Here is a 15989-nt window from a genome sequence, read left to right as displayed (position 1 = left end):
TTAATTGTTTTCCATTAAATTATTCAAAATCAACTCGTCGCTTGGAATAGGGAAGATGTATTGGGGGTCGTCTGACGGTACCGGGTTGACCGCATGCTGCGATTTACCCAGAATGGTCAGTCCCAAGCGCATCAAATCACCGTTGCGGATCCCCTCACCGACAAATTCGATGCGCCGTTCTTCCACCATCCGCGCCAAGTAAACTGCTGTAGAAGCAAAATCGCTTGCTTCAAACGATGCGCCCTGATTGGAGCGGCCGTAAACGGCATTGAACAGCGCCAACGAGCGGGCATCAATGCTATTGGTACTCCTGGCCAACGCCTCCGCCAGATTCAACAGCACCTCCGAGTAGCGGATCACCGGTGCGTAATCCGTATAAGGCGAGGCCTCGCTAAATTTAGACAGCCACACTTTTCCCGTTGCCGGTCCCTGGATGGTCAACTTTCTACGGTCATCCGTAGCGGCCCAGTCTGCCGAAGCATACGCGCCTTCCACCTTGTTCAGCGAATATTCACCCGCACCGTTACTTGTCGCTGTTCCGCCATCACCCGTACCCGGCAAATAGAAGCGGGACAAGGCCGAGCCCGGCGCATCATTGCTCGTAAAGGGCATAGAGAAGATGGACTCCGCTGTAGTGTATGGCGAATTGAAGACTTGGGTAATATCCGGCACAAGCGCATTGGCCACGCCCGATGCTGCCGTAAACGGTGCCGAAGCGGATACGATTTTATTTGCTTCTGTAATCACGTTGGTATAGTCCCCCATGCTCAGATACACCCGGGTTTTCAACGCGATGGCCGTATTCTTATGCGCTTTGGTGGTATTCAAAAACGCACTGGAATAGCGGTCGGGCAGGTTTTGCTCCGCAAAATCCAAATCCGCCAACACCTGCTGATAGGTTTCCGCCACCGAACTTCTCGCCAGGTCATAATTGCCGGGGGCCGTATTGCCCGTCAACCGCAGCGGCAGTCCCGGCATCCCGCCATTCCCATCCCAATACGGGCGGGCGTAGGTCTGCAATAAGTAATAATAACTCATCGCCCGCAGCACCCTCGCCTCTGCGCGATAGTTGTCTGCCACTTCAGGCGCCAGCACCTCCGCCCCGCCGTTATCCAATCCGTCCAAAAACACGTTGCACTTGTTGATCAGCTGATAGGCCGCCTCCCATATGCTGCTCACATCCCCCGTGGTGGTCTGCGCTAACATGGCGTACATGGTGGATCCCGTTGCCGCATTCATGTTGCTACAGTGAAATTCGCCCGTGCGCACATCGCTGATGATCATGTACCAGCTCCCCAATAAACTTCCAGTTTTAAGTCCCGCGTACAACCCATTCACCTGGTTTGCCACCCGTTCCGGCGTACTGAACGCCGTCATGTCGGTAATCAAGGTCGTTGGGTTCGGATTCAGCCATTCGTCTTTCTGGCAGCTGCCCAACCCGATGGACACTGCGGTCACCCCTATTAATAGTTTTATCCTGTTGTTCATGTCAATTGCAAATTAAGAAGTACACATTAGAACCCTACTGATAAACCAACCGTCACCGTACGCGCATTCGGCGCCTGGTTTTTGTCGATGCCTTGTTGAATAGCATTATTCCCGTTTGTGGTGATATCCGGATCAAAACCCGCATATTTCGTCCACATCGCCAGGTTTTGTCCACTTACGTAAGCCCGTATATTGCTCAACCCCATCCGGGTAGACAGCGCACTGGGCAACACATAAGACAGCATGACATTCTTCAGGCGCAGGTAATCGGTGGAGCTGATGTTCGCGTCCAACGGCAGCGTATTACCATTGGATACGTTATCGTTGTTCACTACACGCGGGATATCGGTGATCTCCCCCGGATTCTGCCACCTCCTCAGCACATCCGTCGAGTTGTTCCAGAAACGCAGGTCGCGCATGGTTGCTTGTGTACCGTTCATCATGTACCCGCCCAATTGGTACGTCAACAGCACCGATAAGTCCAATTGCCCATAAGAGAACGTATTCGTCCATCCCCCGTATACATTAGGCGCAGTCGGTTTATACGGACTGGCATCCGCAGCAGGCGTAATCGCTGGCGCACGCGAACCGTCTTCATATTCCCATTGATAAGTTACGCCATCGCTGCCGGTTACGCTTTGCTGGTAAAGCACCTTACGGCCTTGGCCATCGATGAAGATACGGCGGCCCGTTGCCGGATCCACCCCTCCTGTACGGATGGCGTACAGCATCCCTGCCGGTTCGCCGGGAGTGGTGATGTTCATCCCGTCCAACGACCCGGTGATGATCGAAGACACCCCATTGGCCAACGATACCACCTCGTTATTATTGGTCGTCAGGTTCAAGGACGTGTTCCAGCGAAATTTTGCTTTTTGCACCGGCGTGCTATTGACGGTAAACTCAAACCCGTTGTTTGCCATCTCGCCGACATTTTGCAGGATACTGTTATTCGTTCCGTTCGGAATGCCCACCGAAGGCGGCAGCGGCACCGCGAAAATCAGACCATCGATCGCGTTTTTGTAATAACCGATCGATCCCGTCAGCAAGTTATCAAACAACCCGAAATCCACCCCTACATCAAACTTCTTACTGGTTTCCCATTTCAGGTCCGGGTTGCCGGTGACGGTATACTCCAAACCCGCCTGACCGCCATAAAGCACGGCACTATAGGTATTCAGCGCGCCAAAGTCGCCCAAGCCCCCCACATTGCCCACCTTGCCGTAGCTGCTGCGCAATTTAAAGGTGTTCACCGCTGTGCCTAAGCCCGCCGTTTGCCAGAAATTCTCCGCGGCCATGTCCCACCCGGCAGATACTCCCCAGAACACCCCTTTCTTATTATTCAAGCCCAAGGCCGAATACTCATCCTGACGCAAGTTTGCGGTGATAAAATAGCGCTTTTTATAATCGTATTGCAGGCGCGAAAACAAGGAGAATAAGTAGTTGTTCACCTCTGCATTGTCGGTGCTGTAGTCAAACACATTCTGCCAGCCTCCCTGTATATTGGTGTAATACGGGTCGGTCTGTCCCGTGCGGCGCAAACCAAACCGATTGCCCGTGGTGCGTTGCTGCTCCTGCCCCAGCAGGAGGTTAACACTGTGCTCGCCAAATTTCTTATCGGCTGTCACGGTATTCGTCCATACCCACCGCTGCCTGTTCGAATTCACGCTGCTCGCCGACCCGTTTGTCGCAATAGCCTCGCCCGATATGGGTGAAGAATAGTTTTCATAGTTGATATACCGATAATCGATCCCGTAGACCGATTTGGCGGTCAACCATGATAACGGCTGGATTTGCACGTACGCATTGGACTGCACATTGTTCAAATGGTTGTTGGAATAATTGTTTGCCAAGGAAACCACCGGATTATAGAATCCCAAACGGGATTGGTTCAGGTGCCCGTCATTATCCATCAGGCCGATATATCCGTTAGACGTGTAGTTATACGTGCCGTCATTGTTATACGGACCCACGATGGGCGAGGAGATGATCGCCACGCGCGCCATCGTACCGGACGAAGAGGAGCCCTGGAAACCACCGCTTGAGCCCACACCCGTTGCCATCGCCGCCAGGTTGTTTTCATTCACGTAGTTGATTTTCATGCCCAGCTTCAACCAATCCGTCGTTTGGTTATCCACGTTGAACATCACCGATTTGCGGTCGAATCCATTCTTTTGGAAGATGCCTTCCTGATTCGAATAACCCACCGAACCATAATAACTGGTTTTATCAGAGGCGCCCGATACGTTTACATTATGGCTATGCGAAGTACCTGTTTGATACACGTAATCCGCCCAGCGGGTATCGATGACATTGCCGTTGGCATCATAACTGAACCCATAATAATTGGATTCCTCATCATAGGTCCCGTCGTTGCGCAGCGCCTCGTTTTTGATCTCGATGTACTCCGCTGCATTCAAGAGGTCTGGCAACCGGATCGCCGACGTAAAACCGACCCATCCGTCGTAGTTGATTTTGGTGGTTCCGCGCTTACCCTTTTTCGTGGTGATAAACACCACCCCATTGGCCGCCCGCGAACCGTAGATGCTGGTTGCTGCGGCGTCTTTGGCAATGTCTATGCTTTCGATATCCGCAGGGTTAATTGACGACAGCGGGTTATTAGACGCATAGCTCGGTCCGGAGTCGTCATTATTATCAAAAGCGGGCACACCGTCGATCACGATCAGCGGATACGTACTCAACGATAGCGAATTCGTTCCACGGATTTTAAACACCGGTGCCTGGTTCAGTACACCGGCGCTGGTATTCACCTGCACGCCGGACGAACGTCCGGTAAGCGAGGCATCAAAACTCTGCACTGGCAATTGAGCAACATCATCCCCCTTGACCGACGTCAAACTTCCCGTTGTTTCCTTTCGGGATTGGGTACCATAGCCGATCACCACCACCTCATCCAGGGTTTTGTCTTCCGCGAGCAGCATCACCTCCAGCGGTTGGTCGTTTTGGATCAGCTGTTCCTGCTTTTCATACCCGACATACGTAAATTCCAGTACGCTGTTCGAGGGAACTTTCAAGGAGAAATTGCCCTGCTCATCGGTAGACGTACTGATGGTCTTTCCTTTGATGCGTACGGACACTCCCGCAATAGGCGCCCCCAGGTCACTGACTACTTTGCCCCTAATGACCAACTCTTCTTGGACCATCCCGTAGGGCAACGGGGTTCCGTGCTTCGCAAAAAGCGGACTGGGCATAAACATGAGCGATGCCATCCCGATTATCGGGATCGATATCATCAAATTTATACGAAATCCGCATCGATTTAAACTTGTATTGAACATTTGAAGCCGATTATAATTAGAAATTGAGTAAAAACCTTTATAAATTCTTATTAAAATATTAAGATTTGATTGATTACGGCTCAAACGTATACAATTAAATGATAAAATATCAAAATATAACAAAAATATTATAAATATTACACTAAAAACACCAATATATTAAACGTTTTAGCAAAAAATTGGACTTTTTAAACGATTTATATATAAATAGAGTTCACTGATGACACATTACGCCTTTCTCTTCCATCGCTGCACCTTTCAACCTTCGTCGTTGCCTGCATGACGCTTTTTATGTTTATCTTAGCGTCGGCTAACAGGAGCAGACGATAGGCCAGAAGGCGCACTTAAACATATACGGTATGCTTACAGACATTGTTCCAAAACTCCCCATGCGTGATAAAGCCATCACCCGGGACTTTTACATCAACCAATTGGGGTTTCAGCCCTTTGGAAATGCGGACTACGATGGGTATTTGATGGTTCAACTTGATCACATTCAGATTCACTTTTTTGAGTTTAAAGACCTTGACCCCTTGGAAAATTACGGACAGGTGTATATCCGCACGGATGCGATTGACGGGTTATACCAGTGGGCGTTGGAAAGGCAGCTCCCTATGCCCTTGGCGGGACATCTGCAAAACAAACCCTGGGGACAACGGGAGTTTTCGCTGCTCGACCCGGATCATAATCTGCTCACGTTCGGGCAAGGGTTGTAAACCACGTAGTTCTTTGGCGAAATTGCCAATCATTCCTACCCCGAAACCTTTTGCACGCGCCGCTTGTTGATAGCTTAAATCATATAGCAAGCGGGTATGGCTCTTGATCAATACCGTAAAAAAAGAGACTTCAAAAAAACGAGCGAACCAACAGCGGGTAAAACGCCGCATACCGGCAAGCTCGCCTTTGTGGTACAAAAGCACGATGCTTCCCGCCTGCATTATGACTTCCGCTTGGAGATGCGCGGGGTACTCAAAAGCTGGGCCGTGCCCAAGGGCCCTTCAACCAATCCGCAAACCAAACGGCTGGCCATGATGGTAGAGGATCATCCGATGGACTATCGCCTGTTTGAGGGCATCATCCCCGAGGGGCAGTATGGGGGCGGTACCGTGATCGTGTGGGATGAGGGGGCATACGAACCCGCCGAACCCATCAAGGGCAAAAAAGCGCAGGAGAAACACCTGCTGGAGCAACTCAAAAAAGGGTCGCTGAAAATCAGGCTGCACGGCCAGAAGCTCCAGGGCGAGTATGCGTTGGTGAAGACGCATGGCATGGGCGAAAATGCCTGGCTGCTGATCAAACATAAAGACGAATTTGCCGGCAAAGCCGATATTACCAAAAAAGACACCTCCGTGCTCTCCGGCAAAACCATCGAAGAAACGGAAAAAAGCAGCAACAAGGTCTGGGAAAACGGACAGGAGGCGACTAGCCTGGATGTAGCGGCCTTGCTCAAGAAAGCACCCAAATCGGCTAGGCCAGACAAGATCAAACCGATGAAGGCCACACTCGTCGATGAGCCGTTTGACGACCCCGATTGGGTATACGAGGTCAAGTGGGATGGCTATCGGGCCATCGCAGGGGTGAGCAAAACAGCCGTCAAACTGATCTCGCGCAACAATATCCCGTTTGACAAGTATTACCCCATTGTGGAGCTGCTCAAGAAATGGCGGGTCAATGCGGTGGTTGACGGCGAGATCGTCGTGCTGAATGATAAAGGGCTATCCGATTTCGGCAAGCTGCAGAACTGGCGCAGCGAAGCCGACGGCAACTTGGTTTATTATGTGTTTGACATCCTGTGGTACGAAGGGAAAAACCTGATGGGGCTGCCCCTGGCAGCACGCCAAACCATCCTGCGGGATATACTGCCAACGGATGATGACCGCATCCGCCAGAGCAAGGTGTTTGCGGCCCGGGGCATCGACTTCTTTGACGCCGCCGAGCAGGTGGGATTGGAAGGGATCATCGCCAAGAAAACCGATGGCAGCTACCGGTCTGACGTGCGGTCCAAGGAGTGGCTCAAGATCAAGGTGCAGCGCAGGCAGGAAGTGGTCATCGCCGGGTTTACCCGCAACGAAGGCACATCCAAAGTGTTCAGTGCGCTTATCCTGGGTGTGTATGAAGGGAAAAAACTCCGCTACGCCGGAAAAGTGGGCACCGGTTTTTCTGACCAACAGCAACGGGAGATGATGAAGCGGTTCAAACCGCTGATCACCGATAAAAGCCCCTTTGACCTGGAGCCGGACGTCGATAAACCCTCGCGGTTCCGGCCGCAACGCCTCGGCGCTAAACCGACCTGGCTCAAACCGCAATTGGTATGCGAGGTAAACTATGCCGAAGTGACCAGCGAAGGACTGTTCAGGCAGGCATCTTTTAAAGGCATGCGCGAGGATAAGGCTGCCCGTGAGGTCGTATTGGAAAAACCCTCCGACACGGAAGCGACCGTAGCAGAAGCCGAAAACAAGACCCTAAAAGCGGCCACCAAACCCGCCAAGAACGAACGGAGAACCTTGCTGAACCCACAGGACGAAACGCAGGTGCGCAAGATCGCCGGTAATGATCTGAAATTTACGCACCTGAGCAAGGTCTACTGGCCGGACGATGGCATTACCAAACGGGATCTGTTTAATTATTATTACCGGATGGCCGACCATATACTCCCCTATCTGAAAGACCGGCCCATGTCGTTGAACCGCTTTCCCAATGGCATCAAGGGACCGAGCTTCTACCAGAAAGACGTGAAGGGGAAGGTACCCGAATGGGTGACGAAAACCTATCCCTACGTCACCGGCGAAGGCGAACATAAGGAATACCTGGTGGGCGACGACGAGGCCACCCTGTTGTGGATGGCGTCGTTGGGCTGCATCGAGATGAACCCTTGGTTCAGCCGGGTGCAATCCCCGGACAACCCCGATTATTGTGTCATCGACCTCGACCCTGATAAGAACACGTTCGATCAGGTGATTGATGCCGCGCTTGAAGTGCGCAGCGTGCTGGACGCACTCGGTATACCGAGCTACCCCAAAACCTCCGGCGCTACCGGCATGCACGTATACATCCCGCTCGGCGCGAAATACGCCTACGAGCAGTCCCAGCTGTTTGCCAGGCTCATCGTCACCATCGTGCATGAGCGATTGCCCGATTTCACCACCCTGGAGCGGACGGTCAGCAAGCGGAGAGGCAAGATGTACCTCGATTTCTTGCAGAACCGGCCGGGAGCGACCATTGCGGGCCCCTATTCCCTGCGGCCGAAGCCCGGCGCCACGGTGTCCATGCCGCTGGCATGGGAGGAGGTGAAGCCCGGCCTGCGCATGCGCGATTTCACCATCCACAATGCCTACGACCGGGTAAAAGAGACCGGCAATCTGTTCAAGGGCGTACTCGGAAAAGGGATCGACCTCGATAAAACCATCAAAAAAGCCCAGTCGCGCTAACCAACACCGAGACCATACGCCAGTACCCAACAGCGCAGGATGGTTATGCTACACAAATAGCCGATTTTCGTGCTAATTGAGGATAAGCCATTTATTACTTTGCCCCATTCCCGCAGAACAGATCGTGTTGAACAAAATCGAACAAAATGAAGGTTATTAAGATAGGGGCCGCCTCAGCCGCCTGCTTGCTCATCCTGTCCGCCACAATAGCCCTGGCCCAGCGACCGACCAAGGAAGTGCCCCGGCAAGACCGGCCCAACATCATCTTCCTGCTCACGGATGACCAGCGTGCGGACGCGTTGGGCGCCATGGGCAATCCGATTATCCACACACCGCACCTGGATACCATGGCCCATGAAGGCTATCTTTTCCGCAATGCATACGTGACTACGTCCATCTGCGCTGTCAGCCGGGCAAGCCTGCTCAGTGGCCAGTACATGGCACGGCATGGGATCGCTGATTTCAAGACCGACTTCACCGAGGAAGCGCTGGCGAATACCTATCCTTTGCTCCTTCAGCAGGCCGGTTACCGCATTGGGTTCATCGGCAAATACGGGGTCGGCAACCATCCACCCGGGGATCGTTTTGACTTTTGGTCCGTTTGGGAGCGGGGCCAGCCCCCCTATTGGCTCAAAGACGGCTCCGGCAAGGACGTACACCATACCGACAGCGTGGACCGGGATATCGCCCGCTTTTTGGATGAATACGGTCACAGCAACCAACCGTTTTGCCTGTCTGTCAGCTTCAAGGCCCCGCATGAGCTGGATGGCGATCCGCCCGTGTACCAGGTCCAACAACGATTTGACACCTTATACAGCGGTGTGGACATTCCGCCCCAAGCCAATGGCGGCGAAGACGCATGGCAGCGGACACCGCCCTTTTTCCATGACGAGGCCAGCATTGCCCGCAAGCGGTGGGAAGGCCTGTTCGGCACACCCGAGCAATATCAAACCAATGTAAAGAACTATTATCGGCTTGTCACCGGCGTAGACGAAGTGGTCGGCCATCTCCGCGCCAAGTTGAAGGAACTGCATATTGACGACCGCACCGTCATCATCTTCATGGGCGACAATGGGTTTATGCTGGGCAACCACGGATTGGAAGGTAAATGGTTTGGGTACGAAGAGTCCGTGCGCGTGCCGCTCATCGTATACGATCCACGCAAGCCGGCAGATGCCCCCTCAGTGGTGCAGGATATCGCCCTCAACATCGATATCGCCCCCACCATCCTCGGCTATGCACAGGTGGCTGTGCCCGCTGCCATGCAGGGATCGGATCTGCAGCAGGCCGCCTTGCAGAGAGGCTCCACCCGTACCGATTTCTTTTATGAGCATACCTTCATGGGCAGCCCCGGCATCCCACAGGTCGAAGGCGTCGTGGGTGGGCGGTATAAGTATTTGGTGTATACCGAGCATGACTATGAAGAGCTGTTTGATCTGGAGCACGATCCCCATGAGCTGAATAACCTGGCCACGGACGGAGCATACGCCAGGCGATTGAAGGAGATGCAAAAGCGTTATCAAGCGCTGAAGACGGCTGCGCAATGAGTATCCGCAACAAAAAACAAACGATATTCTATAAAACCCCATCGATGATGCATATCAGAAAAAAAACAATCGTTTTGCACCTATTGAACATGGTCATTACCATCGGGCCGCTCGCCAGTTCGGCGGCCAGCCAACCGACCCCGGTCGACACACTCGAGCGCCCCAACGTGATTGTTATCATGGCCGATCAATGGCGCGCGCAGGCCATCGGCCAACACGGCGATCCCAATGTAAAAACACCACACCTCGATGCATTGGCCACGAGCGGCGTCGATTTTATCAATGCCGTGTCCGGTATCCCCGTCTGTACCCCCGCCAGGGCCTCATTCCTCACCGGACAGCGGCCCCTGCGCAACGGCGTGTTCATGAATGACGTACAGCTCGACACCAATGCCCTGTCCCTGGCAAAGGTCTTCCGTAAGGCCGGCTACGCCACCGCCTGCATTGGCAAGTGGCACATCGATGGGCAGGGGCGGAGCACATTCATTCCACCCGGCAACCGCAGGCAAGGGTTTGACTATTGGAAAGTGCTCGAATGCACGCATAATTACAATCGCTCGCGCTATTATGCCGATACACCCGACACGCTGACCTGGGAGGGATACGATGCCATCGCCCAAACGGACGATGCGCTAAGCTACCTGCATGGCCGGGCAGCCAGCGACCAACCCTTTTTCCTGTTCCTCTCCTGGGGTCCGCCCCACGAGCCCTACCAAACGGCGCCGGCAGCCTACCGCGATCGCTATCAGCCCGATGCGCTCCAGCTCCGCCCCAATGTTCCGCCAGCCAAGCAAGCCAAGGCCCGTGAGGAGTTGGCGGGTTACTACGCCCATTGCACCGCTTTGGACGATCAGGTGGGCCAATTGATGGCCTTTCTGAGCGAAAGCGGCCTCGATAGCAATACCGTGGTGCTCTTCATGTCTGACCATGGCGATATGTTGGGGTCGCAAGGCGCCGAAAAAAAGCAGCAGCCGTATGACGAGTCCATCCGCGTACCCATGATTTTCAAATTGCCCGGCGCGTTCGGCGCAGCACCCGAAACCAAAGCCGCACCCATCGGCATCGAAGACCTCATGCCCACCTTACTCGGACTCTGCGGCATCGATGCCCCCACTACCGTCGATGGGTTAGACTATGCGCCCTATATCCGAGGTGAACAACCGGCGCCGGATACGATGAAAGTGATCACCTGCGTACAGCCTTACGGCCAGTGGTCGCGCGCCATCGGCGGCAAAGAATTCCGCGGCCTGCGCTCCACACGCTTCACCTACGTGCGCGATCTAAACGGGCCATGGCTGTTTTTTGACAATGTCCAAGATCCCTATCAGCAGCATAACCTGGTAGGCAATCCGCGCTATCAAGCGTTGATGGAAGCGTTTGACCGTCAGCTGCATGAGCGGCTCGCCGCAGATGGCGATGCGTTGGTGAGCGGCTTGGAGTATGTCAAAAAGTACAACTATCCGGCATTGGACGAAACAGAAACCGTACCCTACTGGTAGTAACCCCTTCACATTCATGGCAATTCGTTGATTTTTCCGCGATGCGCGCAGACCTATTGCTGCAAATAAATCGCTATATTCGTTGAATAAATCTTCGGGCTATGAAGTCAGGTTTTATCCGCATCGCCGCGTGGTATGCGTCCGTTGCCGTGGCCATGTTGCTACCGGCCAAGTCGATGGCCGACAAGCTGGACAGTCTGGAAACGCTGCTCAAAAGCAAGCTTCGCGATTCTGCTTACATTGAAGTACAGCTACAGGTCTCGCGCCTATACCACCAGCAAGAAAAACATGCTGACCGCTGCATCCAGCTGGCGAACGATGCGGTTAAAAACGCGGTCAATGCTGGCGACACCTTCTTATATGCCAAGGCGCTGGATAATTTGGGGCTGCTCTACCGATACCACCAATATTATGCACAGGCCATTCCACTGCACAAGAAAGCCTATGATCTGACAGCCGCCGCCGATATCCCTCCGCTCAGCAAAATGATCTTCGCAAACAATACCGGTGTGGCCGCCCGGCATAACGGAAATTTCGATATCGCCGTTGAATACTACCTCAAAGCACTCGCCATCGCCGAGCGCGAAAAGGATCAGAAAAACCAGGAAATCGCCTGCAATGGATTGGGCATCGCCATCATGAACATCCCGGGCCGGCAAGAGGAAGCATTGGCCTATTTAAACCGCGCATTGCACCTCGCAATGTCGTCCGGCAACAAACTGGGACAAGCCATGAATTACCTGTCCATCGGCAGCTACTATGACGATATCGGCGACCATCACCTGGCGCGGGAGTACCTGTATAAACTCCAGCAACTGAATGAAGAAATGGGCGACCGCAATGGCATGGCCATCACATTTGAAGCCATCGGCACCAGCTACTTCCTCGAAAACAAGAATCTCCCCCTTGCCAAAACCTATTTCGAGCGGTCGTTGCGCATTTATGAACAGTTGGATAATCAACTGGGGCAAGCACGGATCCTTTGCAGCATCGGCAACATCTTGCAGCGAAACGGCCAGTTCAATGCGGCATTGACGGCCTATACCCAAGCCTATGAAGTGGGCAACAGCTTAGAAAACTATTTCATGATACAAGGCAGCGCCGAGTTGATCTCGCGCCTTTACGAAGAACAGGGGAACGACGAGCATGCCCTAGCGTATTACCGCATCGCACAGCAATATAAAGATAGCTTGGCACTCCACGAGCAGGAAGTCGCCATTTCGGCCATCAAGCACCAGTATGATTTCGAAAGCAAAGAGGCCCAGATCCAGCTGCTCACCAAAGACAAGCAACTATCCGAAGCCAAGCTGCAACGCCGCAACATGATCATCTTCATCATGTCCGCCTTCCTGGCCGTGTTGGTTGGCATCGGCGTGTTCTATGCGCGCCTAAGCCGGATAAAGAGAAGATCCGAAGAGTTGGTCAAGCATCAGAAAGAGGCCCGCATGAAAGCCTTATACGAAAAAAACCTCATGGAGGCCGAGATCATTGCCACCCGCATGCAGATCAATCCGCACTTCATGTTCAATTGCCTGGGTTCCATCAAATTTTTGGTGGAGCGCGAAGAAAACGATAAGGCGCTCAAGTACCTGGTCAAATTCAGCCGTTTTACCCGCCGGGTATTGGAGATCTCCCAGCGTCCGGTACACACCGTGGCGGATGAACTGACCATTCTGGACGAATACCTCAAATTAGAGAAAGACCGCTTTGATGATCGCTTCACCTATCGCATCAAGAACGACATGGATCGATGGGATGAGCGCAATGTCATCCCCGCGCTGTTGCTGCAGCCGTTTGTAGAAAACGCCATTTGCCACGGACTGACCCCCTCCTCACGTGCGGAAAAAACCCTGCTGATTACCGCAACCTGCGAAGCATCGCACATCCTGATCAATATTGAAGACAATGGCGTCGGGCTGGTCAACCGCGACGAAGGCGTCACGCGCCACAAAAGTATGGGACATGGCATTACCGATAAACGGATCAACCTGTTTAACATGAGCTATCCAGACCATATCCAATGGCACATCGAGAATCGGTTGGACGCCCATGGGAATATCCTGGGCGCGCGCGTAGAAGTTTCCATATTGATTATGGATGTCCCGCAGGGTGAATTGGAGCAGGTGCACACGCTCCAAAAAATCCCGGTCGAGTAAATTTTTGGCTAATCATAATCACCCCGGGGCACTAAAAACCTCCCCCTCAATGAGATCTTATGAAACGTTTGGTTGTCTTACTGGTGGTCTGCTGCTTGGCAGGTAAAACAACGGCGCAGTCTCTTGCGCTTGATTCCTCGCTGGAACTTAAGCGCTTGCTGGAATCCCATTTTACCGGAACAACCATCCGCGACTTAGCGGTGGAATTTGAGCTAAAACGCGATGCCGTCGGCGATAACTATAAGCTGACCGGCAGAATTCGACAACTGGTCGAATCCGTCTCAGTAGAAGCGCTTCTGCGGAAAATAGCCACATTATACACACCAGCCGACACCATCAGCTACACCGGCACCGTCTATTTTGACCGATATACCGATAGCGCGATTGTAGATGTTTACCCGATCAACGGAGATCGGATATTTCATGCCATTTCGCATATGCCGAGTCCACAAGACGGCCTGAAAGCCTTTTCCCGGCGTTTTCATGATTTTTTAAGAAATCAAATAGAAACAGGGTTGGTCTATGACACCCTAGCGAATCTATCAACATTCAGATTTATCGTAGAGCGGGACGGTTCGTTAATCTCGTTGGATACAGGTATTGCAAAAGCGTTATTTGAGGCATTTGAACAACAAGAAACGCGATGGTCTCTCGGGATTTGGAGCGGAGCGCCCTCGAGAAATGAAGTCGTTTTAAATATCATCTCCCAATTTATCCATACCGGACAAGGATGGCCGGATGAATACGAATGGGTAAACATCACCGAGCTGCCACATTTCGATATTGGCAAACAGCTCACCTATTGCACCATGAATAAGGCATCCATACCTCCGGGCATGGTAGTCATATCAGCGATACGGGACCCGCTGTCCCGTGCCTACAGGATGCCGATGATCCATGACGGTACCGCCGAGGAAGCGGAACTGCTTATTAACGATGTCAAGGGTATTTTCAAAAGAGGTGACCCGATCAGGAACCCAACCACTTCCTACAGGCGGATTTATTTTTACAGAGACAACAGATGATGAGCCCTACATTTTTTTATTCGTAATCCACCGAATTTCTCTATTTTAGGCCGGTTCCATTTCCAATGAGGTGCCTATATTTATGAGCAAAAAATCAATTTTCATTAAGGACGGTGTCAATTATGCCACACCTTTTATGGCCATCAGTGCCCTGTTTCTAACCTGGGGAATCGCACACGGCTTACTGGATACGCTTGACAAGAATTTCCAGGAATTGTTGCATTTGAAAAAGTGGCAGTCAAGCTTTATACAGGTCTCCCTCTATGGGGCCTATTTTTTCATGGCCATACCAGCCGGTCTGTATACCAAAAAATACGGCTATAAAAAGGGGATTATATTCGGATTGAGCCTTTTTGGCGCCGGCGCATTACTCGCCGCGGGCACCGCACCGCTGCAATCGTTTGTTCTTTTTTTATTTTGCCTGCTGGTGATCGGCGCAGGCTTGGCCACACTGGAAACAGGGGCCAACCCCTATACGACCAAGTTGGGCCCTCCGGAATCCGCTGAAAGGCGAATCAATATCGCCCAGTCTTTCAATGGCTTTGCATGGGTAGTGGGCCCGCTGATTGCGTTATCTATTTATGGCAACCGCAGCCATGTCGAGGGAGAGAAAATGATCTCGATTATCCTCCCCTTTGCGATCATTGGATTGACCGTTCTCGCGATTGCCTTTGTTTTCTCCCGGTTAACGCTGCCTAAAATTGATGAGGAGGATTTATTGCACGCACACGGCGCTGCTGCTCCTACCCCCGGTGGCGACATGGAAATTTCAGATCCCTCGCACCCCGCCTATATTTCCAAGAAGCCGTTATGGAGCAACAAGCATTTTAAACTGGGTGTTGCCTCACAGGCTTGCTATGTGGCGGCCCAAACCGGTGTGTTCAGCTACCTGATCAATTTTGTCACGGATCATGATATGCATCCAAGGTTTGATGTGCAATACGGCCCTTATTTTTTGTCCTTTGGCTTTTTTCTATTTATGATAGGCCGCTTTTCGGGTAGTGCGCTCATGCGATATTTTAAGCCCACCCGCCTGTTGGCTTGCTATGCGCTGATGGTATGCGCTTTATTGCCCATCGTATCGTTAAAACTGGGATGGAGCTCTTTAGTGGCGCTCTATGGCGTTTTCTTTTTCATGTCCATCATGTTCCCAACGATATTTGCACTGGCCATCAGGAGCCTGGGGACCAACACCAAGCAAGGCGCTTCCTTTTTGGTGATGTCCGTTGGCGGCGGAGCGGTATTCCCGCCAATAATGGGTTATGTTTCTGATATATACGGCATGTCAGCAGGTTTTTTCGTCCCGATCCCCTTATTTGCATTCATTGCCTATTACGCCATTGCGGGCTATAAAATCAAACCTTAGCAATTAAAAAGAAACCCGTTACCTTGTAAGATAACGGGAATCCGCCCCAATGGGATTAGGGGCTATCAACCTAAACCTATGTCATAAACGCTGAGTTATGGAATCTATTGCGACCGACTTGGTTTTTTTGTTCTTCCTTGCAGGGTCGTTACCTTTGTGAGCGCTATTTTACAACCCCAAAAGC

General features: G+C 52.3%; 9 protein-coding genes. 7 read left to right on the top strand and 2 right to left on the bottom strand.

The genetic code is table 11. The features are described 5' to 3' along the window. Together ACMGDE_RS14755 and ACMGDE_RS14750 are read right to left on the bottom strand one after the other, a co-directional pair. Positions 1–1488, bottom strand: a complete 1488-nt coding sequence (locus tag ACMGDE_RS14755) for a RagB/SusD family nutrient uptake outer membrane protein (protein WP_436833587.1) — start codon at positions 1486–1488, stop codon at positions 1–3. A 26-nt stretch (positions 1489–1514) separates the two neighbouring features. Beyond that, positions 1515–4715 (bottom strand): SusC/RagA family TonB-linked outer membrane protein, encoded by a 3201-nt coding sequence (locus tag ACMGDE_RS14750; RefSeq protein ID WP_436833586.1) that lies wholly within the window; start codon positions 4713–4715, stop codon positions 1515–1517. 428 nt (positions 4716–5143) lie between these two features. On the opposite strand from ACMGDE_RS14750, the gene ACMGDE_RS14745 reads away from it, so the two are divergent. The 7 genes from ACMGDE_RS14745 (at position 5144) to ACMGDE_RS14715 (ending at position 15805) form a co-directional block, all read left to right on the top strand. Then, positions 5144–5500: a bleomycin resistance protein gene (locus ACMGDE_RS14745; protein WP_436833585.1), complete on the top strand. Its 357-nt coding sequence runs from the start codon at positions 5144–5146 to the stop codon at positions 5498–5500. A gap of 96 nt (positions 5501–5596) precedes the next feature. Next, entirely contained in the window at positions 5597–8212 is a 2616-nt protein-coding gene (gene ligD / locus ACMGDE_RS14740; RefSeq protein WP_436833584.1) for a DNA ligase D, read from the top strand. Positions 8213–8358: 146 nt separating this feature from the next. Further along, entirely contained in the window at positions 8359–9759 is a 1401-nt protein-coding gene (locus ACMGDE_RS14735) for a sulfatase family protein (protein ID WP_436833583.1), read from the top strand. Positions 9760–9803: 44 nt separating this feature from the next. Further along, positions 9804–11258 (top strand): sulfatase family protein, encoded by a 1455-nt coding sequence (locus ACMGDE_RS14730; RefSeq protein WP_436833582.1) that lies wholly within the window; start codon positions 9804–9806, stop codon positions 11256–11258. Positions 11259–11359: 101 nt separating this feature from the next. After that, the gene (locus tag ACMGDE_RS14725; protein WP_436833581.1) at positions 11360–13414 is read left to right on the top strand and encodes a tetratricopeptide repeat-containing sensor histidine kinase; all 2055 of its coding nucleotides are present in this window, start codon (positions 11360–11362) and stop codon (positions 13412–13414) included. A gap of 59 nt (positions 13415–13473) precedes the next feature. Next, on the top strand, positions 13474–14439 hold the full coding sequence (locus tag ACMGDE_RS14720; protein WP_436833580.1) for a hypothetical protein: 966 nt from the start codon (positions 13474–13476) through the stop codon (positions 14437–14439). An 82-nt stretch (positions 14440–14521) separates the two neighbouring features. Beyond that, complete coding sequence (locus ACMGDE_RS14715) at positions 14522–15805, top strand: MFS transporter (protein WP_436833579.1); 1284 nt, start codon at positions 14522–14524, stop codon at positions 15803–15805. Positions 15806–15989: the final 184 nt, after the last annotated feature.

The sequence above is a fragment of the Parapedobacter brassicae genome, from assembly GCF_051400755.1.
Classification (GTDB): Bacteria; Bacteroidota; Bacteroidia; order Sphingobacteriales; family Sphingobacteriaceae; genus Parapedobacter.
The sequence above is the reverse complement of the archived record's forward strand: the minus strand, read 5'-3'. Positions and strand labels throughout refer to the sequence as shown.